General features: G+C 60.2%; 23 protein-coding genes, 2 tRNA genes and 1 pseudogene. 14 read left to right on the top strand and 12 right to left on the bottom strand.

The genetic code is table 11. The features are described 5' to 3' along the window. Positions 1-51 precede the first annotated feature (51 nt). From B2696_RS06820 to B2696_RS06810, 3 genes are all read left to right on the top strand, one after another. Complete coding sequence (locus B2696_RS06820; protein ID WP_232315902.1) at positions 52-318, top strand: DUF3039 domain-containing protein; 267 nt, start codon at positions 52-54, stop codon at positions 316-318. Further along, the gene (locus tag B2696_RS06815; RefSeq protein ID WP_286954631.1) at positions 315-2,123 is read left to right on the top strand and encodes a DEAD/DEAH box helicase; all 1,809 of its coding nucleotides are present in this window, start codon (positions 315-317) and stop codon (positions 2,121-2,123) included. Before B2696_RS06820 ends, B2696_RS06815 begins: the two co-directional genes overlap by 4 nt. Positions 2,124-2,191: 68 nt before the next feature. Beyond that, a complete protein-coding gene (locus B2696_RS06810; RefSeq protein WP_286954629.1) occupies positions 2,192-2,713 on the top strand; it encodes a hypothetical protein in 522 nt (173 codons plus the stop codon). Positions 2,714-3,194: 481 nt separating this feature from the next. On the opposite strand, the pseudogene B2696_RS06805 reads toward B2696_RS06810, so the two are convergent. From B2696_RS06805 to B2696_RS06795, 3 genes and pseudogenes are all read right to left on the bottom strand, one after another. Beyond that, positions 3,195-5,615 (bottom strand): annotated as a pseudogene (locus tag B2696_RS06805) (DEAD/DEAH box helicase family protein); the annotation flags it as partial. 70 nt (positions 5,616-5,685) lie between these two features. Further along, positions 5,686-6,606 carry an Abi family protein gene (locus B2696_RS06800; protein WP_286954627.1) on the bottom strand — a complete coding sequence of 307 codons (921 nt, stop codon included), beginning with the start codon at positions 6,604-6,606 and terminating at the stop codon, positions 5,686-5,688. A gap of 166 nt (positions 6,607-6,772) precedes the next feature. After that, positions 6,773-7,618 (bottom strand): YwiC-like family protein, encoded by an 846-nt coding sequence (locus B2696_RS06795; protein WP_286954626.1) that lies wholly within the window; start codon positions 7,616-7,618, stop codon positions 6,773-6,775. A gap of 140 nt (positions 7,619-7,758) precedes the next feature. On the opposite strand from B2696_RS06795, the gene B2696_RS06790 reads away from it, so the two are divergent. Next, positions 7,759-8,142: a hypothetical protein gene (locus B2696_RS06790; RefSeq protein ID WP_286954624.1), complete on the top strand. Its 384-nt coding sequence runs from the start codon at positions 7,759-7,761 to the stop codon at positions 8,140-8,142. A 2-nt stretch (positions 8,143-8,144) separates the two neighbouring features. Beyond that, positions 8,145-8,612, top strand: coding sequence for a hypothetical protein (locus tag B2696_RS06785; RefSeq protein WP_286954622.1), 468 nt, complete (start codon positions 8,145-8,147; stop codon positions 8,610-8,612). Here the strand turns inward: B2696_RS06785 and B2696_RS06780 are convergent. Continuing rightward, a complete protein-coding gene (locus B2696_RS06780; protein WP_075729935.1) occupies positions 8,609-10,048 on the bottom strand; it encodes an RNA polymerase sigma factor in 1,440 nt (479 codons plus the stop codon). The two genes, B2696_RS06785 and B2696_RS06780, sit on opposite strands and share 4 nt — an antisense overlap. Before the next feature lie 214 nt (positions 10,049-10,262). Beyond that, positions 10,263-11,036 carry a polyphosphate--glucose phosphotransferase gene (gene ppgK / locus B2696_RS06775; RefSeq protein WP_075729934.1) on the bottom strand — a complete coding sequence of 258 codons (774 nt, stop codon included), beginning with the start codon at positions 11,034-11,036 and terminating at the stop codon, positions 10,263-10,265. A 34-nt stretch (positions 11,037-11,070) separates the two neighbouring features. On the opposite strand from ppgK, the gene B2696_RS06770 reads away from it, so the two are divergent. Next, positions 11,071-11,922, top strand: a complete 852-nt coding sequence (locus B2696_RS06770) for an inositol monophosphatase family protein (RefSeq protein ID WP_255312464.1) — start codon at positions 11,071-11,073, stop codon at positions 11,920-11,922. 111 nt (positions 11,923-12,033) lie between these two features. Further along, positions 12,034-12,324 carry a DUF4193 domain-containing protein gene (locus B2696_RS06765; protein ID WP_075729932.1) on the top strand — a complete coding sequence of 97 codons (291 nt, stop codon included), beginning with the start codon at positions 12,034-12,036 and terminating at the stop codon, positions 12,322-12,324. A gap of 72 nt (positions 12,325-12,396) precedes the next feature. Here B2696_RS06765 and B2696_RS06760 read toward each other — a convergent pair whose 3' ends face one another. Beyond that, positions 12,397-12,939, bottom strand: coding sequence for a DUF3093 domain-containing protein (locus B2696_RS06760; RefSeq protein WP_286954617.1), 543 nt, complete (start codon positions 12,937-12,939; stop codon positions 12,397-12,399). 177 nt (positions 12,940-13,116) lie between these two features. Between B2696_RS06760 and dut the strand changes: the two genes are divergently transcribed. The 5 genes from dut (at position 13,117) to dxs (ending at position 18,927) form a co-directional block, all read left to right on the top strand. Then, positions 13,117-13,542, top strand: a complete 426-nt coding sequence (gene dut, locus B2696_RS06755; RefSeq protein ID WP_286954738.1) for a dUTP diphosphatase — start codon at positions 13,117-13,119, stop codon at positions 13,540-13,542. Between the two features lie 111 nt (positions 13,543-13,653). Continuing rightward, complete coding sequence (locus tag B2696_RS06750) at positions 13,654-14,667, top strand: DUF3710 domain-containing protein (protein ID WP_286954615.1); 1,014 nt, start codon at positions 13,654-13,656, stop codon at positions 14,665-14,667. 216 nt (positions 14,668-14,883) lie between these two features. Beyond that, entirely contained in the window at positions 14,884-15,498 is a 615-nt protein-coding gene (locus B2696_RS06745; protein ID WP_084559263.1) for a DUF3159 domain-containing protein, read from the top strand. Then, on the top strand, positions 15,482-16,816 hold the full coding sequence (locus B2696_RS06740; RefSeq protein ID WP_286954613.1) for a class I SAM-dependent RNA methyltransferase: 1,335 nt from the start codon (positions 15,482-15,484) through the stop codon (positions 16,814-16,816). The genes B2696_RS06745 and B2696_RS06740 overlap by 17 nt, the downstream gene beginning before the upstream one ends. A gap of 155 nt (positions 16,817-16,971) precedes the next feature. Continuing rightward, on the top strand, positions 16,972-18,927 hold the full coding sequence (gene dxs / locus B2696_RS06735; protein ID WP_286954611.1) for a 1-deoxy-D-xylulose-5-phosphate synthase: 1,956 nt from the start codon (positions 16,972-16,974) through the stop codon (positions 18,925-18,927). A 22-nt stretch (positions 18,928-18,949) separates the two neighbouring features. Here the strand turns inward: dxs and B2696_RS06730 are convergent, their stop codons facing one another. Further along, positions 18,950-20,236, bottom strand: coding sequence for an HRDC domain-containing protein (locus B2696_RS06730; protein WP_286954609.1), 1,287 nt, complete (start codon positions 20,234-20,236; stop codon positions 18,950-18,952). A gap of 19 nt (positions 20,237-20,255) precedes the next feature. Continuing rightward, positions 20,256-20,921: a DUF3000 domain-containing protein gene (locus B2696_RS06725; protein ID WP_373862508.1), complete on the bottom strand. Its 666-nt coding sequence runs from the start codon at positions 20,919-20,921 to the stop codon at positions 20,256-20,258. Positions 20,922-21,055: 134 nt separating this feature from the next. Between B2696_RS06725 and hemQ the strand changes: the two genes are divergently transcribed. Next, a complete protein-coding gene (gene hemQ, locus B2696_RS06720; RefSeq protein ID WP_286954607.1) occupies positions 21,056-21,757 on the top strand; it encodes a hydrogen peroxide-dependent heme synthase in 702 nt (233 codons plus the stop codon). On the opposite strand, the gene msrB is transcribed toward hemQ, so the two are convergent. The 4 genes from msrB to B2696_RS06700 all read right to left on the bottom strand — a co-directional run bounded on the left by msrB (position 21,754) and on the right by B2696_RS06700 (position 24,217). Next, positions 21,754-22,176, bottom strand: a complete 423-nt coding sequence (gene msrB / locus B2696_RS06715) for a peptide-methionine (R)-S-oxide reductase MsrB (protein WP_286954605.1) — start codon at positions 22,174-22,176, stop codon at positions 21,754-21,756. The genes hemQ and msrB overlap by 4 nt on opposite strands. A 10-nt stretch (positions 22,177-22,186) precedes the next feature. After that, a complete protein-coding gene (locus tag B2696_RS06710) occupies positions 22,187-23,371 on the bottom strand; it encodes a glycosyltransferase family 87 protein (protein ID WP_286954603.1) in 1,185 nt (394 codons plus the stop codon). Positions 23,372-23,382: 11 nt separating this feature from the next. Beyond that, complete coding sequence (locus B2696_RS06705) at positions 23,383-24,054, bottom strand: dihydrofolate reductase family protein (RefSeq protein WP_286954601.1); 672 nt, start codon at positions 24,052-24,054, stop codon at positions 23,383-23,385. Positions 24,055-24,142: 88 nt separating this feature from the next. Next, positions 24,143-24,217: transfer RNA gene (locus tag B2696_RS06700), tRNA-Val, on the bottom strand. A 275-nt stretch (positions 24,218-24,492) separates the two neighbouring features. Here B2696_RS06700 and B2696_RS06695 point away from each other — a divergent pair. After that, positions 24,493-24,568, top strand: a tRNA-Gly gene (locus B2696_RS06695). Positions 24,569-24,616 lie beyond the last annotated feature (48 nt).

Here is a 24,616-nt window from a genome sequence, read left to right as displayed (position 1 = left end):
GGTAGACTGCGAACTCGCGAACTTCGACACCGATGGGGAAAGATGGAGACCGTGAGTACTACAACGACTACCGCGACACGCACCACGACAAAGACTATTGAACGCCCAGACATCAAGGAAGACACCTCGCGCGGTGGCAATGACACCCCGAAGTTCTTTCACTACGTCAAGAAAGACAATATCCTCGACTCCGCAGTCAACGGCAAGTACGTCGTTGCGCTGTGCGGGGAGACCTTTCCCGTGACCAAGCAGGCCAAGCCGGGCTCCCCGGTGTGCCCCGACTGCGAGCGAATCTACCGAGGTCTGCGGCGCAAGTGAGTAAGAACAAAGGGCAGTTGCGCGCTTGGCAGCAAGCCGCTTTGCACAAGTTTCTCGCAAGTAAACCTCAAGACTTTATGGCCGTGGCCACCCCCGGCGCGGGCAAGACTACCTTTGCCCTGCGGGTAGCTACTGAACTGCTCGAAGATCGCACCGTCGAGCGCATTATCGTGGTCGTGCCCACCGAACACCTTAAGGTGCAGTGGTCGCGGGCCGGCGCGCGAGTAGGCCTTGGCCTGGACCCGAACTTTAGCAACTCCTCGGCGGTCAACCCGGCCTACGACGGCATTGTTGTCACCTACGCCCAGGTGGGAATGCACCCGTTTAAGCACCGTGCCATTGCCTCCGCGCGGCGCACTTTGGTGATCCTCGATGAGGTTCACCACGCCGGTGATGCCAAGAGTTGGGGCGATGGTGTGCGCGAGGCCTATGACGACGTCGAGCACCGCCTATCGCTGACGGGTACGCCCTTCCGCTCCGATGATTCGCAGATCCCTTTCGTGCGCTACGAGCAGGACGGGGAAGGCCACTTGGTCTCACGTTCGGACCACACCTACGGTTACGGCGATGCGCTTGCCGACGGCGTGGTGCGCCCGGTGGTCTTCCTTTCCTACTCGGGGGAGGCCCGCTGGCGCGATAGCGCGGGCGAGGAGTTCAGCGCCCGCCTGGGCGATATTCTCAACCCGGAGCAAACCGCCCGCGCCTGGAAGACGGCACTCGATCCGAAGGGCGAGTGGATTCCGTCCGTGTTGCAGGCCGCGCACACGCGCCTGATGCAGATGCGGCGCAATATGCCCGACGCCGGCGGCCTTGTCCTAGCCACCGATACGCAGACCGCGCGCGCCTATGCCCGCATTCTCAAGCAGCTCTCGAATACACCGGTCTCCATCATCTTGTCCGATGATCCCGGCTCCTCTGACCGCATCGCCGAGTTCTCCGAGAGCACCGACGAGTGGATGGTCGCTGTGCGCATGGTGTCTGAGGGAGTGGACGTCCCGCGCCTGGCCGTCGGCGTCTACGCCACCTCCGCCTCGACGCCGCTGTTTTTCGCTCAGGCCATCGGTCGTTTCGTGCGTTCGCGCATGCCGGGGGAGACCGCCTCTGTATTCCTGCCCTCTGTGCCCGTTCTCTTAGGCCTGGCCGAGAACATGGAAAAGCAGCGCGATCACGTCCTGGGGGAGAAGAACCCCGACAAGGAAGGCTGGGACGACGACCTCCTCGCGGAGGCCAACCAGAAGAAGACCCAGCCCGATATGCTCGAGCCCTCCTATGAGGCACTCGGCGCCGAGGCAGAGTTCTCCGGGCTCCTTTTCAACGGCTCGCAGTTCACCACGGGTGATGTGACCGAAGACGTCGATTCCGACTTCCTCGGCATCCCCGGGCTTCTCGACGCCGAACAGGTCAAGGACCTGCTGCGCCACAAGCAATCCGAGGAACTTGACCGCAAGGAAGCCGAGGAGAAGGCGCGCCGGGCTGCGCAAGCAGCCGAGGAACACCGCCGCCAGCTCTATGGCATGGAGTACGCGCCGCGTCCCAGCTCAAGCGACTACGGCTCCGGTAGCAACAGCTCAAACGACAACGGCTCCGGCAGCAACGGCGTCAGCACCAACGGCGGGGGAGTCGTCGACGAGATCTCCGCCTTGCGCAAAGAGCTCAACACCGCCGTGTCCATCGCGGCCCAGGGCTCCGGGCGCCCGCACGGCGCCATCCACACCGAAGCGCGAAAGGCCTGCGGCGGTCCGCCCACCGCCTTGTGCAACGCTGAGCAATTGCGCAAGCGCATCGACTACTTGCGGAAATGGTAAATTTCTCACGTAGACTAAGCAGAAACAGCACCACAAATGGCACTACTTTGAGAACTGAGGCACCCGCTTTGAGCAATCCCTTTAACTCTGACGGCGACCGTTCCGCCGACGCAGACCACGGCAGCAATCCTGCGCCGGAGGACTCTTCGGCCCCAGGAAACTACTCCACGCCGAGTGACTCCGGGCTTCCTTCCTATGGTTCACAGCCCCAAGCCAGCGCCTACTCGGGGGCAAGCTATGGGGGCGCCATGAGCGATCCTGCACAAAGCGCAGGTAAGAAGTCCACCATGGCGCTGGTGACGTTGATCTTCGGCGTTTTATCCTTGCTCACCATGATCTTCGGGGTGGGTATTCTTCTCGGGTTCATCACCGTGATCCTGGCTATTATCGCCTTCATTCGCAATCGCTCGAAGGCTGCCAAGGATCGCCGCACATGGATGACTGTGACCGGGCTCGTGCTGGCCGCAGTGGCCCTGGCGGTCGGCCTCTACATCATCGGTTCTTTCGTCGCAGTCTTCAGTGACTGCGTCACACTCGATGATCAAGACGCCATCAACCAGTGCGTTGAGGATAAGCTTCAAGTCCAATAAGCTTGGCGTTGCGGGCAGCGCTGCGCCACTGCGGGTTTCCTAACTAACGTGCTTTTCGTTTCGGGGCAGTGAATCTACATGTCAAGCTCACCCCCGCGTCCCCTTGGAAAATGGAGCCTATTCCTATTTCTTTGTTCGCCGAGTCTCTCCGCTGGCGCCTGTTTCTAAGGGCCAATAGAGTTTTGACATATCTGCTAGGCTTTCAAATAGCTCATCAACCAAGATGTTGAAAGAGTATCTGGGATCGTTCGCTAAGCGGGCGATCCTTGCTTTATCTCCCAGAAGTCATCATGCTGCTTTTTGAACTTGTTTCGCCGTCGCGGTATTTCAACAAAGTACGCGGTGACGACAAGCGCATAGCTTCCGCGCTCTTCAACGAAAAGAACGTATTCGAAGTTCTCCGTTGCTAGGACGTACCGTCGCCCGCGCCACCGAGGGTCTGGGCTCACCCACCAGTTGATGTTCTTCTCAGAAGGGTAGTCGTGGTTAAATGCTTCCACCATTGGGCGAATCCAACCAATGCGTCGGCATCGTTCAAATTCGACATTTCGTTCAATGTCGGTTGCGCTCCCTCCGCTAACGAGATGACGGCGAACTCTTTCTTGATCTTCGGATCGGCGGCGGCGATCAGCGCCTTGATCCGCAGTATTTGAGCCTCGGCGATATGAGCTACATCGTCGGCCCAATCCTCCCAGTAGGTGCGGGTGCCAACCTTGTCCACCAGCTTGGTGTACATGGCCTCTTGCCACTGCTCCAGAGAGAAGAGGGCAAGCTCTTCACCGGAGGGAGTGTTTGCATTTCCCTCGGTGGTCTTATCGCCCTCGTGCTCGCCGAGCTTCTCCTTGGCCTCCTCGGATGCCACCTTGAGCGGGTTGGTCACCTCCTGCACGGAGATGGGCAGCTCGGTCTGTGCGCTGGGATCGTTGAGGCTCAGCGAGTTGATCTTGGCGTTGAAGCGGTCATCGTGCGCGCGCAGTGCGTTGAGGATCTGCCAGACCACCTTGAAGCGCTTGTTATCGTTGAGCGCCTCCGAGGGCGACTGCCCCGCAGGGATGGCCACAGGCAAGATGATGTAGCCGTAGTCCTTGTCCGGAGACTTGCGCATGACGCGGCCGACCGACTGGACCACATCCACCATGGAGTTGCGGGGGTTGAAGAAGATGACCGCATCCAGTGCGGGGACATCCACGCCCTCCGAGAGGCAGCGGGCGTTGGTGAGCACGCGGGTCTCATCAGTGGGGATGGTTGATTCCAGCCACGACAGCCGTGTGTTGCGTTCCATGGCGTTCATGGAACCGTCCACGTGCTGGGCGGCGACGGAGAGGTCGATGTTGAGCAAGGAGACATCGTTAAGCGCGGCGTGATCCTTGAGGGAGGCGCGGTACTGGTTGATGATGGCGGGGAAAGACTCCGCAATCTGCGTCGAAGTCTTAATGTCCTTGGCAAAGGCGACCGTGCGGCGCATGGGTGAGGCGTTTTCCTCGAAGCCATACTTCTTGCCCTGCTCGGTGCCCGAGCGTTTAGCCAGCCCATTCCACGCGCCAATCATGGCGGAGGCGAGCGTGAGATTGACTTCCGGGCTATTTTTGGTGGTTAGAGTATCGGCGGCGACGTCCTCGTCCACCGTCATCACGAGGACCTTGTAGTCAGTGAGCAGGCCCTTTTCCACCGCGGCACCGAAGCCAAGGCGGTAGAACTCCGGACCGAAGATGGCCTCATCATCCATCGAGGCCAGCTCTGCGGAGTGTTCGGCAGCCTTGCCCTTCACCGTGTCATCAAAAAGGCGCGGGGTGGCAGTCATATAAAGACGCTTGCCCGCCCCGATGTAGTCATTGTCGTGCACGCGCACGAAGTTCGAAGGATCCTCGCCGTAGAGGGTAACCCCCGTGGTGCGGTGGGCCTCATCGCAGATGATGAGGTCGAAATCTTCCATCCCGAACTCAGCCTGGGCATCGTGGATGGCGCCGATGGACTGATACGTGGAGAAGACCACGTTGAGGCCCTTGCGCCGCTTTCCCAGATTGGTGCGCCGGGCGATGTCCTCACCGTTGGTGGATACGGGCACCTCCAAGTCATAGGAGGCAATGTCCTCCGCTTTCTTAGAGACCTTCGTGTCCGAGCACACAGCATATGACTTCAGCGGCAGCGCGCTCTGGGATTGCGCGGTCCACTCCTTGAGCGTCTGCGAAAGCAACGAAATGGAGGGCACGAGGAAGGGCACGCGGGCACGCCCGCCGTTGTCCTGGGCAAACTTCTCTGCCAAGCGCAGCGCCGTGAAAGTCTTGCCTGTGCCACACGCCATGATGAGCTTGCCGCGGTCATGGGTGGAAAAGCCGGCGATGGCCTTGTTTATAGCCTCGCTTTGATGGGGGCGGGGCTCAAAGACCTCGCGGCGGCTGAGGTTGACCTCCATCTCGGAGCCGGGGAAAGTAACGTCCCAGTCAATGGGGGAGTCCGCGATGGAAGCCACCCCAATCCGGTTCGCCGGGATGAGCTGGTTCTCTAACATCCCCTCCGCGTTGGCGGACCACCTGTCCGAGGTGGAAATAATGAGCCGCTGCGCAAAGGACTGCTTTCCCTCCGGCGTTTCAAAGGAATGCCCCGAGGCCTCAAAGAAGGAGTCGAGATGGCGCTTTTGGATATAGGTATCCGGCTTATAGAACTTGCACTGAATGGCCACCCACGCCTGGTCCTCGGCGCGCCGGGCCACGAGGTCAATGCCTGTGTCTTGCTTGCCGCCGTTATAGCGCCAGTCCGTCCAGCGCGTTACCTCCGAGTACTCATCCCGCAGAGTCGGATCCGTGCGGAAATAGTTCACCATGAGCTTTTCAAAAGCGATGCCGTACTTGCCCGCCGGCTGGTTCTCACGCAGCTGGCTGAGGACGTCGGAGAAAGAAGTCATGGGCTCTATTATTGACCGCCCCCTTTTCCTTCGTCTGCATTGCAGGGCCGAGTTTAGAAAATAGGGGAACTCACGATGCTTGCCATAGGGCTAGGGTTCTCCATTGCTCTGGGGCACCGAGGACTCGAAAAGGTACAAGTGCGTTATCCGGATAGCCCTCCAGAAGGCGGGGAAAACTCTGTCCAGACGAAAGACCAAGCTTAAGGTGAAGATACTGAATCAAACTTAGTTGCCCGAAAACTCTGTTCATCGAGCTCCTTGCTGCAACGAGACTGGGATCGTCGTTGAGTTTGGGCTTGATGTCGTAAGCGCGGTTGAACATCCGGGCATGGTGGGCCGCATAGTTGCGAACAATATTGAGGGACTTTAACCATGAGGCAAGCTGCGGGCCGTTTAGATCACAACGATGGGCTACCCGGTTTCGCGCAATGTTTGGGGACATGGCGAAGAGATGTGAGAGCATTCCCCAGTCCAACAGCTCCACCGCAGCCCAAATCGGCAGGGTACCACCATACTTTTGTTTGTGATGGGTAACGAAGTCTTCTTTTGAGGATTCCAGCGCAGTGTTGTACTTCCTAATCCATACCTCATAGACCGTACGATTGTTTTTTCTTTTGCTGGAGGCAAGTGCCCCGAGCTTCTTAGGCTTTAGGTGAATCTGCGGGTCAATCCGTCCTAGCTCATAGCCGAGCATCGACCTCATGGCAGTTTCTACCCGATCTAATTCGACGAAGACGCAGTGCCGAAGCCTTTCATCAAATTCGTAGAGGTCCACGACGAGCTCGAATGTGGTCCCTCCCTTGAAACGATCGAGTGCTGCGCGAGAGTCCTGGTCAAAGTGTCGCATCGGGTGCCAATATGCTGACAACCGGTAATAGTTCAGAGAGGACAGAAGGGTTTCTGCATCAGCAGGGTCACGAAAGCTCATTCCGCGTCCTCGCAACAGGGCTACTTGTTCCGCGTAAGTCTTGAACTGCTTGTGTTGGGTCACGGAGAGCTCCGACGAATCTTCAAGAAGAAACGAAGACCGGTCCTGGACTCCCAGAGAAGTGGGCAGCGGAACCGGTCATGTTGTTTGCCATTGTAATCAAGACTTTGAGGTGCGCGCAAAAGACGCGCCGGGGACAATCTAGGAGCATCGATGATGGCGTTCGTGCCTAGAGGAGTGCGGCGATGGTGACCACCGTGGCCGCGACAACCAGCGGGGTCTCGCACTTGCCTACCTTCTTGGCGGTCCAAGTGTGGCCGCGGGCGGCGTCTCTGGGAATCCACCAAGCGCGCAGCAGTGCCAGCGCGAGGATTATCGCCATGAGAATGATGGGGACGGTGATGCGCACCGCGCTTAACGCGCAGGCGGCGAGGAAGATGAGCAATGCGCCGACATGCAAGAGCACCGAGAGACGCACGAATCCGGGAGTATTGCGTTCACGGACCATGGACTTGACTAGCGGTACAGTACCCGAGAAATACAGGGCCAGAAATAGGTAGGAAATCCACACCTGCTTGTCGATGGCGCCGAAGCCGACGTGGTGCGCGGCCATCCACAACACCGGCACGAGTAAGGCGGAGGCCAGCGTGGTGGAAATCCCAGAGGCCATTGACCGCGGTCGGCTGTGGAAAGTCTCCCATAGGGCCAGCGACATAAGTGGGCCGAAGAAGGCAGCCCATACGATAAGTGCGGGATGGGCAAGTAGTGTCACGGCGGCGGCGATGGCGGTGATGGGGCCGTAGACATAAATCGGGCGAGCGTAGGCGCTGCGGCGCTGGGCCGTGCGCGCCTTGGCCACTAACGTTAGGGCGAAGAAGGTGAAGTATCCGAAAAACCAGGCCACGAGGGTGGCGAATACGGCCGTCGGGCCGCGCCAGGTGAGCTCGCCTTCGGTAGCGTCGGTGAGAAAGTAATTTAGCGATGCGATTGTTCCGGCCACTGCAGGAGCAATCAGCATGGCCCAAGCGCCGTGTTGGTTGGGGACCCACGGGCTGATGCCGTGTTTGGGAGACACTGGCTATTCCTTCGATAGATCAAACATTAGATGGATATAAGTATCATACTATAGCTTCTTTTGGGGATGACATGTGCGGGGGACACATGTTCGAATGGGCTGGGGGAGGAATGTCCGTAGGTGGAAGTAGAGTCTTTTCCATGAGTACCAGCCAAGAACCCACCCCGTTTGCGCAGGGTCCATCCCCTTCGCACCGGACTAGTCCCTCCGAAGACAATGTATCCGCCGCACAGAGCGCAAAAGTAGCACTCAAAGACGGCGCAGAAAAGCCTACGTTTAAGTTGGCCGATGCCCAGTGGCTGCGAGCGCAGCGTGCCGGCATCGCCAGTGCCGCAGACCTGGTGCAGTATCAGCAAAAACTGCAGCGTGCCTCCGAGGGCTTTGCGCGAAGCCAAGGGCACGGAGTCGGCCGCGCAATCGCCTTGACCATAGCAGCGGTCCTTATCGCCATTATCGGAATCGCCTTAGGAATCGTCATCATGGAATTCGCCGGTGAGTGGATCGCATCAATGGAGGAGAACTAATCATGTCCAAGGGCAGTAGTGGTTCGGGGTGCGCAGCCCTATTCGTCGTGGTCTTCCTCATTGGCATTGTCATGTGGATCCTGGCGGCAGCACTGTGGCTAGTGGGGGTAGTCGTTGCTATTGGTGCCATAGTCGGCGCGGGTATGCTCATAGCCTACGCATGGAAGGGCGTGGCTGCGCAGCGGGAAAGTTCCGAAACGGCCGAGGAGATAGAGCTCCTCGCGCAAGATTCGGTCCGTGATCTGCGCAACCTAGAATTTCGGTGGAGTGATGCCGTCTTGACTAAGGGCATCGGCACTGTCTTGGAGGAGCGCCTGCGCGCGCAGCCCTCTCTCGCGGAGGCAAAAAGGCGCGAGATTGAGGCGATGATAATACTCGTCGAGCAGGCACCCGGAACCGAGCAGCGCCTCGAGGCGGTATCGAAGGCAGAGGCCTTGCGGATCCGGATCGAGGCGCTGATGGCGCCCTAGTCTAGGTAGTCGCGCAGAACCTGTGAGCGCGAGGGGTGGCGCAGCTTCGACATGGTCTTAGACTCAATCTGGCGGATACGCTCGCGGGTAACGCCGTAGACCTGCCCGATCTCATCTAAAGTACGCGGCATGCCGTCCGTCAGGCCGAAGCGCAGGCGGACAACGCCGGCCTCACGCTCGGAGAGCGTGGTGAGCACGTCCTGGAGCTGATCCTGGAGCAGGGTGAAGGACACCGCATCGACCGCGATGACGGCCTCAGAGTCTTCGATGAAGTCACCCAGCTGGGAATCGCCCTCATCACCGATGGTCTGATCCAGTGAGATGGGTTCACGAGCGTATTGCTGGATCTCCAGCACCTTCTCCTCGGTGATGTCCATCTCCTTCGCCAGCTCCTGCGGGGTGGGCTCGCGGCCCAAATCCTGCAAGAGCTCGCGCTGGATACGGCCCAGCTTGTTGATGACCTCGACCATGTGCACAGGAATGCGAATAGTGCGAGCCTGATCCGCCATTGCGCGCGTGATGGCCTGACGGATCCACCAGGTGGCATACGTGGAGAACTTGTAGCCCTTGGTGTAGTCGAACTTTTCGACGGCGCGGATAAGGCCCAGGTTTCCCTCCTGGATCAGGTCCAAGAAGGCCATGCCGCGACCCGTATAACGCTTAGCCAGGGAGACAACCAGGCGGAGGTTGGCCTCAAGCAAGTGATTCTTGGCCTTACGGCCATCGCGGGCGATGGCGCGCAGATCGCGCTTGGTCGAAGGGGAGAGCTTTGCGTCCTTGTCCCCGTGGGCGACAGCCTCAGTCATCTCATCCATACGGTGCTGGGCAAAAAGCCCGGCCTCGATGCGCTTGGCTAGGGAGACCTCCTGCTCAGCGTTGAGCAAGGCGACCTTACCAATTTGCTTGAGGTAGGCGCGCACCGAGTCGGCCGAGGCAGTGAGCTCGGCATCCTTGCGCGCCTGGCGCAGGGTGGCGGATTCATCCTCGTCCCAGACGGAAGAACCGGAATCATCTTCCTCGCCGTCTTCCCCTAGCTCCTCGGTCTGCGCTCCGTCACCCTCCTCATCGGTGAGGTCCTCTTCATCGCTGAGATCGGCGTGATCTGGCTCGATGTCCACGTCATCATGCTCATCGTGCTCGCCGTGGTCGATGGGGGTGTCCTCATCGAGCTCTTCGGAGACACCTGGAGTTGCCTCCTCGGGTGCTTCCTGCTTGCTAGCTGCAGACTTGCGCACCGTCTTCTTGGCCGTCTTCTTCGCAGTTTTGCGAACGGTCTTTTTGGCCGTCTTCTTCGCAGTCTTTTTGGTGGTCTTCTTGGCCGTCTTACGAGCGGTCTTCTTCGCCGTCTTCTTGGCGGTCTTCTTTGCAGGTGTAGATGACCCAGCGGCCTCTACGCTCTCACTGAGTACCTGGTCTGAAGAATCGGTGGCTGCCACGTACGCCCTTTCGCCTTATTCTTTGAGTGAAAAACAGCAGAGATCGCATTGTGATGCGATCACCTAAATCATGCTAGGCCCCTCGCAATTGCGCAGGCGAGGCGCGCCGCTAGCTTTTCAACTTACGATCGACGGCCCAGTATAGATCATCTTGCCCAACTGGTGGGCTACTAGGTCGCCGCTAGCTGCCCTAATTGGGCCTTCCCGGCCTAGTTTAAGGCCGAATCCCTTCCACAACCGCCATGGAGGCGCCCACGATTCCGGCACGATTGCGCAGGTGAGCGGGGAAGACAGGGGTAGAAACCGTCAGGTGCTGCCCCCACCTGTCGAATTTACGGGAAATTCCGCCACCGATGATGAAGCACTGCGGGTTGAAGAGCTTCTCGTACTCGTAGAGCACTCGGTTGAGGTGCTTGGCCCACTGCTTATATTTCAGGCCATTGCGATCCTTGGCCGCCGAGGAAGCCAGATGCTCCGCCTCGTGGCTTCCCACCATGAGGTGGCCGAGCTCCGTATTGGGGAAGAGCTGCCCGTCGAGCAAGAAGGCCGAGCCGATGCCGGTGCCCAGGGTGAGGAAGACGACGGAGCCTTTCTGGGCTTGGCCGTCCCCGTAGGCGACTTCGGCGAGGCCTGCGGCGTCGGCGTCGTTAAGCACGCTGAAGGGCACATCAAGAAAACCCGAAAACAGTTCCTGCGCATCGACGCCAATCCATGTTTTGTCAATGTTGGCCGCGCTGAGCACCTTCTGGTCCTTGACCACGGAAGGCAAGGTGATGCCTACCGGGCCCTCCCAGTGGTGTTGCTTGACGATGTCGCTGACGATGGCAGCAACAGCCTGCGGGGTGGAGGGCTGGGGGGTGGTTACCTTGAGCCTGTCGCCCACGAACTCGCCCGAAGCGAGATCGACGATGGCGCCTTTGATGCCGGAGCCGCCGATATCGATGCCGAAAGACGTTCCCTCACGGGGGGCAGTGGAGTTGAGTGTCATGGCTAACAGTCTAGAAGAAGGCACAATGGTTGGCATGCAAGCACAACGAGAAGTTGACACCCTGCGCGACTTTGCCGTGGCTACCGCCACTGCAGCAGCGGCTCTCGTGCGCGAGGAACGCGCACGTATCGAAAACGCCGATGGCTTAGGCGCGCACACCACCACCAAGTCCAGCGCCGTCGATCCGGTAACCGAGGTAGACCAAGCCAGTGAAGCCTTCATCGTCTCCGCCATCAGGGAGACTTTCCCGGGGGACGGAATCCTCGGCGAGGAAGGCACGGATTTTCCTTCCACCACGGGGGTGACCTGGGTCATCGATCCCATCGATGGCACCGTGAACTTCCTCTATGGCGCCCGGGACTATGCCGTGTCCATCGGCGCATTCTCGGCAGGCCACCTAGTCGCCGGCGCGGTGGTCAACGTCGCCCAAGGCATTGTCTATGCGGCGGCCGCAGGCCACGGTGCCACGGTGCGCCACCTGGGTCAAGAGCCGCGCGAGCTGCGCTGCAACCGAGTCTATGACCCTGCGTTGGCCTTGGTTGCCACCGGTTTTAGCTATGACGCGCGCAGGAGACGCCAACAAGGTGCTGTGCTCGCCGAGCTCTTGCCGCAGGTGCGCGACATTCGGCGGGTGGGTGCCGCTGCGCTCGACCTCTGCCGAGTGGCGGAGGGCAGCGTCGATGCCTATTTCGAGCACGGCATCAACGCTTGGGACTTCGCTGCGGGCGCCGTCATTGCTGCCGAGGCCGGCGCCGTGGTGCATCACCCTGGCCTAGATAAAGGGGCCGCCGATGGTGAGATTATCTGGGTGGCCGCACCGGATCTGGCGCCCGCATTTGAGCAGCTCTTGGCCAGTATTGGGGCTTTGGAACCGCAGCGGGGGTGAAATAATCTAGCCCCCACTCGGCGTGGAGTATGACAGATCGGGCTTTGTGTTTTAGTATGCGCGATCGATAAATACCTTATTCCAACCATTTGAAGTGAAGGGGCGTGCATAATGGCCACCGATTACGATGCACCGCGACGCCGCGCAGAAGACGAGATTGAGACCGATTCCTTGGAGGGGCTCAAGGCCTCCGAGAACGCCAATAGCGGCATGGATGATGACGGGGAGTTCGTCGAGCCCTTTGAGCCGCCGACAGTGGATCTCACCGGCGAGGAACTCAACGTGACCGTCGTGCCGCGCCAAGAAAACGAGTTCACCTGCTCCGTGTGCTTCTTGGTCCAATCAAAAAAGCGCCTGTCCCACGAGGAGGACGGGCAACTTATTTGCCGCGACTGTGCCTAGGCTCGACACCTAGGCACGACTAAGGTCACCGAGGAGAAGTAACCGCGGAGAAGCAAAAGGGCAGCGAGGGGTCTAGGAGTTTTCCTGGCGCTGTCCCGGGACAAAGGCGTCCAGCAACTCCTCGGGCGACTTGCTGGCTAGAAGCCAATAGGGCGTGGGATCTTCCGGGTCATCGAGCACCATCATGGCGTGCTCCGGCAGCCAAGCGTGGGTGACCAGGAAAGAGGCCGGATCATATTGGGGGCCGAGCGCACTGCGCCGGGCGGTCTTGGGTACCACGATGGAACGAACTACCACGTCATGCGGCAATTGTGCATCCTTGACCATCAGCCAGCGCGTGCCATCACCATCGCGCTCCACGCGAATGACGGTGCTTGACCAAGAGAGCAGCACCCACACGGCGATGGCGCCCAACAACACCGCCGGAATGACATGCCACCACACATTGCGGTTGAGACCGACGGTAAACGTAGTAATCGCTACGACGGCCGCGGCAAGGACCCAGAAATACCAGGGCACCCACTGGCGCTCGCGAAAGAGAACCTCGGGCTTGCCTGAAGATGAAGCGGTGGAAGGCTGTGCGGGATCCGGGGTGGGGGCATTATTTCTAGACACGGCATACTAGTTTAGACCACCCTGCGCCTTTTTCTCACGCTGCTGTGACATCCGCCGATAGGCGTCTAGTGCTGGCACGGTAGGCTAGGGCAGGTGAGTGATATCAATCCCCCTACTAGCCCCACCTCTAGCCCCAGTGCCAGCCTTGGTGCTGTACCGGCCAGCTCCTTTTCCCCGATCCAGCTCAAGAGGCTCGACAAGGGTCTGCCCCTGCCGCAGCGCGCTCATCGCGGTGACGCAGGCGCAGATCTTTATGCGGCACAGGACCTCACCTTGGCTCCTGGCGAGCGCGCCCTTGTGGGGACCGGCATTGCAATCGCGCTGCCACTAGGTACGGTGGGCCTTGTGCATCCGCGTTCGGGATTAGCTGCCAAGCATGGACTTTCGGTGGTCAACACTCCCGGTACTATCGATGCCGACTATCGGGGTGAGATCAAGGTCTGCCTAATCAACCACGATCTCCACGAGCCGATTGAGATAACCCGCGGCATGCGGATTGCACAGCTGGTCATCCAAAGAGTTGAGTTGGTTGATTTCGCCGAAGTCGATGACCTCGATGACACCGAGCGTGGGGCGGGTGGGTACGGCTCCACCGGCTCCTAAGAGGAGAGAAGAGCACGTCTCCGCGATACTCAATACAGTCTCGACTCAACCTGACTCAAGCTGACTCAATCTCGAATTAACTTCTACCCAAAGTAAGGGAAGGAAAAACACATGGGAATCTGGCCATTTTCTCGCAAGCATGATGACGACGCCTCGAAGGATGACAACGCATCCAAGGACGATAAGAACAGCGGCGATACCGGTACCGATGCCACCGCTGTGCCAGGTGCTGCTAGCAAGGAGGCGTTAGAAAACCTGGCTATCGATCCGGCAACCGGAACGGCGATGGGGGATACCACGGCAGGGCTGGTGGATACCGCAGCAGACGCTGCCGCTGCGACTGGCATTGTCAGCTATCCCCACGACGCGGTGGGTGGTGAATCCGGCCCCTTTGACGGCGATTCCGTAGACATCAACGACTTCGACTTCGCAGACTTTTCCGTGGGCATCTTGGATCTGGGTTCTATCCGGATCCCGCTGCCGAAGGAGTCCCAGGTGCAGGTCGAGATGGGGGAGAACGGTCCCCGGATGCTCCACATCGTCACCCATCACGGGCGCGTCACTCCCGTGGCTTTCGCCGCACCCCGCCACGCCGGGCAGTGGGTCGAGGCCGCCCAGGAGATTATCGAGGGCATGAGCAACGATGGCCTGAGCACCACCACAGAGATCGGGCCGTGGGGTACGGAAATCGTTGGCACCAATGGCAATGGTCAGATTCGCGTCATTGGCGTGGAGGGGCCGCGCTGGATGTTGCGTATGACCCTGGCTGCGCCCGCCGGAAAGGAAGAGGAGCTCGTGGCTTTGGGCCGCGAGGTCGTTGCCCGCAGCTTTGTCTACCGCGGTGAGAACCCGGTGCTTGCCGGAAACTCCCTCCCAGTTACCTTGCCCAAGCCACTGGCCGAGCAGGTCCAGCAGGCTATTAAGCAGCGCCAGGAACAGGAAAAGTCCGCTGCGGCAAACTCAGCCCAACACCCCGAGAACGGTGTGAGTGACGCAGACCAGCAAGCCCTTGATGAGGCGCGTGAGCACCTGCGCAATCTAGGGAGCGCTTCCTCCGCGCAGGAGAACGAAAAGCCACATCCAGAAGAGGGCGAAGACAAGAAGAACGAAGACAAGAAGAACTAGTATTCTTTCCCGCAACATCGATCCCACCCCATACCTTTAGCCCAAGTAGGTCTTAGCGTAGTGACTACACCCGAATCCGGTGCCGAGTTTGGCACTGAGCCCGGAAGCGAACCCGTGGATCAACCCGGTAATGAAACGGGCAGAGAAACCGGCAAAGAATCCTCCACTGCACGTGACGCGGATTCTTCTACCACTGACCCAACTCTGCTTGAGCAGATGGGCGGATTAACCGGACTGGTTTCGGCCACGTTGCCCGTCCTCGTTCTCATCCCAGTCAACAGTTTTTGGGGACTCGGCCCGGCATTGATTGCCGCCGTGGGCGTCGCGGTGGCCATCACAGCTTGGCGCATTCTGCGTAAGGAAACACTGCAGCCGGCAATATCAGGGCTATTGGGCGTGGCGCTGTGCGCGGCAATCGCCTGGTTTAGCGGCTCCGCCAAGGGCTACTTCCTCTATGGCATCTGGATGTCCTTGATTCTGTGCGTCCTCGCAGTGGCTTCGATACTCTTCCGCTGGCCAGCCGTGGGAGTTATCTGGAAGGGAATCAACGGCGAGGACATGGCCTGGCGGCAAGTGCCTGCAGCGCGGCGTGCCTTTGCCATCGCCACCGGAGGCTGGGCCGTCGTCTTCCTCGCCCGCTTCGTTATTCAAAACGCTATTTACAATGCAGACCACACCACGGCTCTGGGGGTAACCCGGATTATCATGGGCTGGCCCTTGACAGGGCTGGTGTTGATATTGACCGTGTGGATGGTAAAACGTGCCAACGCTGCCATCGAGCAATTCTCCCCACAGGAGACAGAACAGGAAAACAATGAGCACCAACACTAACTCCGAGTCCACCCAGGCAGACATTGCCCGGGGCGATGTCTTAGATGTGACTATCGAGCGCATGGCACACGGCGGGGAGGGCATCGGTTTTGCCCCAGACGGCCGCGTGGTATTCGTACACGGCGCATTTCCTGGGGATGAGGTGCGCGCGCGTGCCCACAAGGTCAAGAAGGCTTTCATCAGAGCCGAGCTGGTTGAGGTAGTGGCGCCAGGCCCACTGCGGGTTGAGGGCAACTGTCCCGCCGCAGCACTCGGCGCAGGTTGTTGCGACTTCGCGGAGCTAGATCCCGCTCGTGAGGCGGAGTTGAAAGCCAGCGTCCTGACTGATCAACTTCACCGCGTGGCAAAGCAGGACTGGAATGCGAGCGATATAGAGATCCACGATCTTCGCCCGCAGCGCGGATGGCGTACCCGCGTGCGCCTCGGCGTAGACAGCCAGGGCAGGGCGGGCACCCGCAAGCGCGGTTCGAATGATCTCGTTACTTCCGTTGCCTGCACGCAGTTGGCACCAGGCCTGGTAGAAGACATCGTGGGCCCTGATGCGCGGCGCTTTAGCCCCGGTGCTGAGGTAGTCGTTGTGCTCGATAGCACTGGCGAGCGCCACGTCATGGAGACGCGCAAGGCCCCGCGTGGGCGCCGCGTTGAGACCATTCGCGAGGTCATCGAGGGCAGCGGGGAAGTGACCCAGGTGTCCGATGGGCACACCTTCCGCTTCCCGGCGACCGCCTTCTGGCAGGCGCATACTGCTGCGCCTGAGGCCTATACCGCGCTGGTACGCAGGTGGTTAAGTGCGGCGCTCATGCCGGCAATTGAGCCTCTTGACACTGCTGACACCGCTGCTGGAGCATCCGCTGCCACAGCAGACGTAGCGGGATCTACGGATGCGAAGGACCGGCTGGTGGCCTGGGACCTTTATGGCGGGGTAGGGCTTTTCGTTCCCTCCCTGGCGCAGGTCACGGGAGAGCCAGTTATCTCCGTGGACTATTCCCCGGCGGCGACGGCCTCCCAGCAGCCGGACTTGGAGCAGTACGATGTCAAGGTCGAATCCGCCCGAGTGGAAAAGGTCGCCCCACAGCTGCCCAAACCCTCGGTCGTGGTCCTCGATCCGCCGCGCACCGGTGCGGGCTCGGAGGTGGTATCTGCTGTCGCGGCGGCCGGCCCGCGGGCTATTATCCACATCGGCTGCGATCCGGCGACATTTTCCCGCGATGTTGCTGATTGGGCCGAGCATGGCTACCAGGTCAAAAGGTTGGCGCTGCTCAACGCTTTCCCCGGAACGCACCATTTCGAGACCATTGCGCTATTGTCTGCGCACTAGTAATTGGAGGGTCCTCTGCCAAGGTTCCTTTAGGCGGGGTGCTTTTCGTGGTTTTGTCACGCCGAATTAGGTGCAAAAAATGTATTCGACCGTGCGTTAAAGGTACGGTGGATGAATTAAGAACCTGAGCTTGGAAGAGAGTTAAAGGCCGCTTCATGTCGCTATTGGAAAACATCGAGTCTCCGCAGGACCTCAAGGCCCTGCCGGTGGACAAGTTAGATGATCTCGCCGCAGAGATCCGCCATCACCTCATCGAAACCGTCTCCGTGACCGGTGGGCATTTGGGGCCAAACCTAGGCGTCGTCGAGCTGACCATCGCGCTGCACCGCGTCTTTGATTCGCCGCGCGAGCCCATTGTCTTCGATACCTCGCACCAGTCCTATGTGCACAAGATGCTCACGGGTCGCTCCAAAGACTTCGCCACGCTGCGCCAGAAAGGCGGGCTCTCCGGCTACACGGACCGCGGCGAGTCCGAACACGATTGGACTGAGTCCTCCCATGCCTCGGCTGCGCTATCGATCATCGACGGCATGTCCAAGGCCTTCAAGATCAAGGGCGAGGATCACCGCAACGCAGTGGCCGTCGTGGGTGATGGCGCGCTGACCGGCGGAATGTGCTGGGAGGCCCTCAATAACATCTCCGCTGGACACGACCGCAACGCGGTCATCGTGGTCAATGACAACGGTCGTAGCTATTCGCCGACCATCGGGGGACTTTCTGAGAATCTAGGGCGCATTCGCTCCCAGCACGGCTATGACCAGCTCATGCAGGAGGGCAAGAAGCGCCTGAAGTCCATGGGCTGGGTAGGCGAGCGCGCCTTCGATGCCCTCCATGCGGTCAAGGAGGGGGTCAAGTCCACCGTCCTTCCCACCGAGATGTTCCCCGAGCTGGGGATCAAGTACGTTGGCCCCATCAACGGCCACAACGTAGGTGCCCTGTTACATGCGCTATCTTATGCGCGCGATTATGAGGGGCCGATCATCGTGCACGTGGTCACCGAAAAGGGGCACGGCTTCGCCCCGGCAGTCAATGAGCCCAAGGACCAGATGCACTCGACTGGGGCGATTGACCCAGTAACGGGCGTGGCCAAGGGAAAGAAGCAGCCGGGGTGGACGGCAGCCTTTTCAGAAGAATTGCTGGCGGCCGCCGCGCAGCGCGATGATATCGTCGCCATCACCGCGGCGATGGCCGGTCCCACTGGTCTTGCCCCCTTCGAGGAGAAGTTCCCCGAGCGCTTTTTTGACGTTGGAATCGCCGAACAACACGCCATGGCCTCGGCCTCTGGCCTCGCTTTAGCCGGCATGCATCCGGTCGTAGCGGTTTATTCCACCTTCCTCAACCGCGCGGTTGACCAGGTCATCATGGACATTGCACTGCTGAAGATGCCCGTGACCATTGTCTTGGATCGCGCCGGAGTCACTGGCTCCGACGGTCCCTCGCACAACGGCGTCTGGGACATGGCTTTGATGAGCATCGTCCCGGGCATGCGCATCGCCGCCCCGCGCGACGGGGCACGCCTGCGTGAGCTCTTCAACGAGGCCATCGCCGTCGAGACTGGCCCCACCGTGGTGCGCTTTCCCAAAGGAAACCTCCTCGATGACATCGAGGCTGTGGACACGCTTGCCGACGGCGTGGATATTCTCCATTACAGTGACGTCGATGTCGACAGCGATACTGATACTGCTGCTGAGACTGCAGAAGGCGAAGAGATCCCGAGCGTACTCATCGTCGCAGTGGGCGCGATGTCAACGCGTTCGATGCGGGCGACCACCATATTGGAGGAGTCCGGCATCAATGTCACGGTCATCGATCCGCGGTGGGTTTGCCCAGTAGCCCAGTCTATCGTGGCACTGGGCGCGGATCATGATCTCGTCGTCGTCATCGAGGATGGCATTATGCGCGGCGGTATTGGCTCGCTCATCTCAGAAGCCCTTGAGGCAACGGAGGTAGACACACCAGTGCGCCACATTGCCATTGCGAACTACTTTCCGGAGCATGCATCGCGTGGCGAGGTCCTCGCGGATAATGGCCTAGAGCCAACGGCCATCGCCGAGCAGATCAACCAGTGGGTCGAGATGCTCGTCGAGGAAGAAACCGAAGGCCAATTCTAAGGGCCCGTTCTCCGCGCCTGAGCTATAGCCGGCGGGCGGAAAACAGCCCGGCCTGCAGAGCCGGGGCCGCCTGCTCGATCTGCCACTGACGCGCAGGCGTGGTGCGAAGGTAAGGAATTATGTCTCCTGCGGAGCTGATGGCTCCGGCGACCGATTCCGGGTAACGTTTCAGCACCGGCCCGGTTGCCGCCCAGACCACCTCGCGCACCAGTGCAGGCCGCAACAAAAGCTCAGGAGCGATCTCAAGATCCTCAGCGTGATCCGCCAGTTCATCTCGCACCTTCTGGTATGCCTCCCACTGCTCTGGGTACTCGCGCATCCACAGGGACTTCGAGGGGACGGGCGAGGCCGTGGGATGGGGGCTCGGCCACTGAGAGGGGTCGAGTCGGCGCGTGCGTTCGATGACCTGGAACCAATAGCTCTGCGCACCTCGTTTGCGGCGCGGAAAGCCCTTGATCTTGCCCAGCGCGCCCGGTGACTCCGGTAGGCGGTGGGCAATGTCGATGATGAGCTTGTTGGATAGAATCCGCCCAGGTGCTATGTCATCGCGCCGTGCCTGCTCGTCGCGTTTAGTCCATAGTGCGCGAGCTACGGCGAGCTTCTCAGCACTATGCAGGGTCGAAAGGCCTTTGAGATCCTGCCACGAACTGGAGGGAGAAGTAGCGTCGCCAGCCTTATCACCGACCCCAGCGCCGGCTCCATCGCCCGCGTGCTCTCTGAGGATGGCGGCAAACTCTTGCTCGGCCCAGTCCATGCGTTCTTTCTCCGCGAGAATGTCGCGTAAATTCGCGGCTAACTCGTTGAGGAGCTCCACGTCTAGTGCCGCATAAGCCATCCATTCGCTCGGCAAGGGGCGCGTGGACCAGTCAGAATTTCCGTAGCCCTTCTCCAGCTCCACGCCTAAGAGCTCCTCGACCATGGAGCCGAGATTGGGGTGGTCGAACCCGGCGAGCCGCGAGGCCAGCTCCGTGTCAAAAAGGGCGCCAGGATGGAGGTTGAGCCAAGCCAAGGAAGGCAGGTCCGAAGGGGCGGCGTGAATGACCCAGGGGCTGTCATTGAGCACGGGGGCAAGGACAGAGGTGAGTGCGCTGCGATGTCCCTCGGGATCGAAGATGAAGGTGCCAGCCCCGGCCCGGCGCACCTGGATGAGGAAGGCGCGGTCATCGTAGCGATACGCGGAGGCGCGCTCGGTGTCGATGGCAAAGGGGCCCGCACCGGAGGCGAGCTCGCGTGCGGCCTCTTCGAATTGGGCCGGGGTATCAAGCAGATCCGGGATGCCCTCGCGCGGGGCGCTCAGATAGTGACTCATCTTAGTTGTCTTAGTTGTCTCAGTGGCCGAGCTGCGTGATGCCTTCTGGCGGCAACCCGGCTACATTAGCCAGCACCTGCGCGAAGGCCTCGACGTGCGCGGTGAGATCGAGCCCAGCTGCGGTCCAGGAGGCCCGCATCTCTAGCTGGTGGGCCCGGGGAGGGCCGCCGATTTCGCCGAAGCGCACCGAGGCGGTCGAGGTGACCGTACCGCCGAGGTTGGTGTGTTCTGCCCCGCGCTCGGCGAGGGCCTCGTTGAGCCAATCCCAGGCGACGTCGGGAAGCAGGGGATCCCCAGCCACCGCATCGTCCATGTCGGCCTGGATGTAGGCCACGAGGCGAAACGCGCCCTCCCAGGCTTCCTCGGCGCCGGGATCGTGGAGCAGAATGAGGCGACCGAAGGCATCGCCCTCGGTGTCTGTCGGCACGATATCGGCGTCCTCTGCGGAGCCAACTTCGAGGCCCACTGCGTGGCTAAAGGGAGCTAAGCGCTGCGGAGGGCGAATGGGCCCGAGGCTTAGCTCTGGGCGCAAACGAGCAGCGTGCATGGAGTCGACGGCGTCTTTAAAGATCTGCGGCGTCGAATCCTGTCCTGGAGAGGAGGGAGAGGAGGAATCTGCGGCTGCGGCGTTCAGCTGGGAGGGGCTGCCTGCCGGGGGACGCGGAGTTAGGTCGGAATTACTCACATCGATCAAGCTATAGAGTCCCTTCGCTTTGCTGGGGGAGGCGCGCCGTGGGGTGAGCGAATGGCATCGGTGCCGTATCCAACTTATGATGGATATGATTGACACCATTGTCTTAAGTTGAAGGAGAGAAATTCATGGCGAAGGTCAACTTCAAGGAACTCAACGAGATCCAGCAATACTCGCAGCATGCGGTATTTCAGGTCATCCCGGGAGCATTGGGAACGGACCGGGCAGATGCCATCGCCCAAGCGCGGGCCTTTTTTGCCAACCTGGCGGAGCAGGGCGTTGTCACGGTGCGCGGCATCTACGATCTTTCCGGAATGCGCGAGTCCGCGGATTTCATGATCTGGTGGCACGCCGCAGAGTTCACGGAGATCCAAAAGGCCTTTGCAGCTTTCCGCCGCGAGACCACACTCGGCCAGGTCTCCGAGGTGACCTGGGTGGGCAACGCCCTGCACCGTCCCGCCGAGTTTAATAAGTCCCACCTGCCTTCCTTCGTCATGGGGGAGGAGCCCGGCGAGTGGATCAGCGTCTATCCCTTCGTGCGTTCCTATGACTGGTACACCATGGATGACGAAAAGCGTCGCCGCATTCTTGCTGAGCACGGAATGCAGGCTCGGGATTTTGCAGATGTTCGCGCCAATACGGTCCCGGCCTTCGCGCTCGGGGACTATGAGTGGATTCTGGCCTTCGAGGCGCCTGAGCTGCACCGCATCGTGGACTTGATGTACCTCATGCGCTACACCGAGGCGCGGCACTATGTGCGCGAAGAGATTCCCTTCCACACCGGCCGCCGCGTGGCGGACGTGGGCGAACTGATGGAGATTCTGCCTTAGTGTGAAGAGTCCTCGACGGGCTTTTCCTCGAGGTTGAGGCAGATGGAATTGATGCAATAACGCAAGTCGGTGGGGGTGTGATAACCCTCGCCGGCGAAGACGTGTCCCAGGTGCGAGTGGCAGTTGGCGCACAGGACCTCCGTGCGCGGCATGCCGAGCGAGTTATCTTCGCGCTCTATTACATTGTCACCTGCCAGCGGGGAAAAGAAGGAGGGCCAGCCGCAGTGCGAGTCAAACTTCTCCGTGGAACGGAATAGTTCTGCGCCGCAGGCCTTGCAGGTGTAGACGCCCTCAGTAGTGGTGTTGGTGTATTCCCCAACGTGCGGTGGCTCGGTGCCCGCCTGACGCAGCACATAGTATTCTTCCGGGCTAAGGCGCTTGCGCCATTCGGTATCGGCCATGAGCTTGAAATCGGTCATGAGCCAGAGTCTAGCCTTGGCGCTTATCGCGCTGCCACCAGCCGCATACAGTCGCTGCGCTGACCACTATCAAAAGCCCCCATCCCACGGTGCCTGCAAAGAAGTTTGCCCAGCGCCCGAGGTCCGGGGCGACGTTGGAGCTCCAGTCCAAGGGGGCGAGGAATAAAAATGCCGCCAGCCAGGCGCCCCAGGTGTGGAATATGGAGCGCGGCAGAAACGCCGTAAACAGTAGCGGGAACAGCCACATCGAGTAGTACTGCTGGCCCAGGGAAGACAAGAAGAATACCCCGAGCAAGATGATCCCAGCGGTGCTCATCACCCACAACGTGTTATCGCGGTCGCGCCAACGCAAGAGCATTACAATGGCTGCGGCCACGAGTGCTGCGAAGGCGAGCCACAGAGGATAGTAGAGCCACGGACCCACATCGAAGTATGCGCGCACCCCCTCCCAGGAGGAGTTGGCAAAGTCTCGGGTGGTCCCGAGGTAGGGGACTAGCTTGCTCAAGTAGGCGGAGGAATCCGCCACCAGGGGCCAAGCTATGAGGTTGGACAGCACGGGAATGGCCAGTCCCACAAGGATGCTGCGCCAGTCCTTGCGCACCAGCGGCAGGAAGAGCAGCGGGGCAAACTGCGGTTTGATGAGGATGGCCAGGCCGATGCACACACCCGCCACCCAACGCCACCGCCGCCGCGCAGGCGCGCTGAGGCTCGTGTTGGTCTCGTCCCCGCGAATAACTCCCCAGAGAAAGCCCACCAAGGCCAAGAAGAGGAGGCCGTTGATATTGGTGAAGGCGAGGGTGTTGGTCACCGACTCGCTCAAGAAGGACAGAGCAATGGCGCTGGGGAAAAGTGCGCCACGCAGGCTGTGTCCCACCAGCCGAGTTAACAACGCCAGGGCAGCGATGATGGCTGCGGCATTGCACACGATGAATATGGCACGTACCGCCTCAAAACTGCCCAGGCCCAAAGGGCTCAGGATAAGCGTTGCCCCCGGCGAGTAAAGATAGAGGGGGTCGACGTGCGTATAAGCCTGCTCGTAGACCTCTTGGCCGTCGATGAAGCGGCGGATCGCGGAATGCACCGTGGTGAAATCGTCGGTAAGTGTGCCATTAAGGGCCAGGATGAAGACGCGCTGAAAGACCACGATGACGGCGGCCGGCCAAGCGGCGGCGCGGAGCAAGGCTTGGTTGTTCACGGGGAATAAGTCTAAGCGGTGGGGCGGCGTCTATAGCGCAGAAACACCGTACCATCGCCGTCTGCCTGCACATTCTCCAGTTCCATGGGCACTATGGAGTCTGCACCGGAGTCTAGAAAGGCGGGATTGACCAGCGGGGTCTCCACGCTCGGACTCAGGTGGGGATCCACGGTGAGGTAAAACTTGTCCACCAGCCCCGCCGCGATGAATCCGGCGTAGAGATGCGGCCCACCCTCCACCACGAGGCGGCGAAACCCGCGGGCGTGCAGCGCCGCCACAATCTCTTCCACGCCACCGTCACCCACGCCTACGAGCTCGGCGCCCGCCTCCCGCAGCAGCTGGGCCTTGGGTGAGTCCAGAGCGACATCAGGGCACAGCACCAGCGGCGGGGTAGTGACACGAAAGAACTTCGAGTCCGTGCTCAGGGAGAGCGAGCGCGTCACTGCCGCAATCCGTGCAGTACTCGGCTTGGCGACGCCGCCATAATCCTCCGCCTCAACCGTCCCCGCCGCCACCACGATGACATCCGCCCATTCCCGCATTGCCGCAAAAAGCGCAGAGTCGGTGGCATTGCCCAGCTGTCCTGAGGTTCCATGAGTCGTGGCCGAGCCCACTAGGGAGGTGGCCTCAATGAGGCGAATGCCGGGTTGGTCTGGGCCAAGGAGTTCGGAGATGTCAAGCATGCGCCCACCCTAGCCTTTAAAAGTGCCCTGGCATGCAGAAGCACCCTCGCCAGAAATTCACAACATGAACTCTAACGAGGGTGCTAGGTGGTGGTCCTAACTGGGATTGAACCAGTGACCTTTCCGGTGTGAACGGAACGCTCTCCCACTGAGCTATAGGACCTCAACGAGAAAAGAATTTACACCGTGCCAGTCTCACTCTCCTAATCGGGGCTAGTTACTGCGCTGATAGCCGCGAGGGGCTATCGGACTCAGGACAGTGCCGTGACTAAGCCCAGAACTACATCGCTGTAGTTCGATATGCCTGCCGAGCCATAGGTATCTCGGCCAGCGTTAGGCTAGTTGAGCGGGGGATTTGGAAACTTCGCCTGCGCACGATAATGTTTCTACTCGCACCGCAACGATTAGAGTGTCATGCTTTGAGTAGTTGTTTGCAGTGCGGATGTAGCGCAGTTGGTAGCGCATCACCTTGCCAAGGTGAGGGTCGCGAGTTCGAATCTCGTCATCCGCTCCAAGTTCCCTCGTGGAACTTGATTTCCCAGCGCGATTAGCTCAGTGGGAG

The sequence above is a fragment of the Corynebacterium sp. UBA4397 genome, from assembly GCF_002390965.1.
GTDB classification, from domain to species: domain Bacteria; phylum Actinomycetota; class Actinomycetes; order Mycobacteriales; family Mycobacteriaceae; genus Corynebacterium; species Corynebacterium flavescens.
The sequence above is the reverse complement of the archived record's forward strand: the minus strand, read 5'-3'. Positions and strand labels throughout refer to the sequence as shown.

What these genes read in the sequence shown, in the direction of transcription:
- B2696_RS06790 (WP_286954624.1), top strand. Translation starts at nt 7,759, where the DNA reads ATGAGTACCAGCCAAGAACCCACCCCGTTTGCGCAGGGTCCATCCCCT.
- B2696_RS06785 (WP_286954622.1), top strand. Translation starts at nt 8,145, where the DNA reads ATGTCCAAGGGCAGTAGTGGTTCGGGGTGCGCAGCCCTATTCGTCGTG.
- ppgK (WP_075729934.1), bottom strand. Translation starts at nt 11,036, where the DNA reads ATGACACTCAACTCCACTGCCCCCCGTGAGGGAACGTCTTTCGGCATC.
- B2696_RS06770 (WP_255312464.1), top strand. Translation starts at nt 11,071, where the DNA reads ATGCAAGCACAACGAGAAGTTGACACCCTGCGCGACTTTGCCGTGGCT.
- B2696_RS06765 (WP_075729932.1), top strand. Translation starts at nt 12,034, where the DNA reads ATGGCCACCGATTACGATGCACCGCGACGCCGCGCAGAAGACGAGATT.
- B2696_RS06750 (WP_286954615.1), top strand. Translation starts at nt 13,654, where the DNA reads ATGGGAATCTGGCCATTTTCTCGCAAGCATGATGACGACGCCTCGAAG.
- B2696_RS06745 (WP_084559263.1), top strand. Translation starts at nt 14,884, where the DNA reads ATGGGCGGATTAACCGGACTGGTTTCGGCCACGTTGCCCGTCCTCGTT.
- B2696_RS06740 (WP_286954613.1), top strand. Translation starts at nt 15,482, where the DNA reads ATGAGCACCAACACTAACTCCGAGTCCACCCAGGCAGACATTGCCCGG.
- dxs (WP_286954611.1), top strand. Translation starts at nt 16,972, where the DNA reads ATGTCGCTATTGGAAAACATCGAGTCTCCGCAGGACCTCAAGGCCCTG.
- B2696_RS06730 (WP_286954609.1), bottom strand. Translation starts at nt 20,236, where the DNA reads ATGAGTCACTATCTGAGCGCCCCGCGCGAGGGCATCCCGGATCTGCTT.
- hemQ (WP_286954607.1), top strand. Translation starts at nt 21,056, where the DNA reads ATGGCGAAGGTCAACTTCAAGGAACTCAACGAGATCCAGCAATACTCG.
- msrB (WP_286954605.1), bottom strand. Translation starts at nt 22,176, where the DNA reads ATGACCGATTTCAAGCTCATGGCCGATACCGAATGGCGCAAGCGCCTT.
- B2696_RS06705 (WP_286954601.1), bottom strand. Translation starts at nt 24,054, where the DNA reads ATGCTTGACATCTCCGAACTCCTTGGCCCAGACCAACCCGGCATTCGC.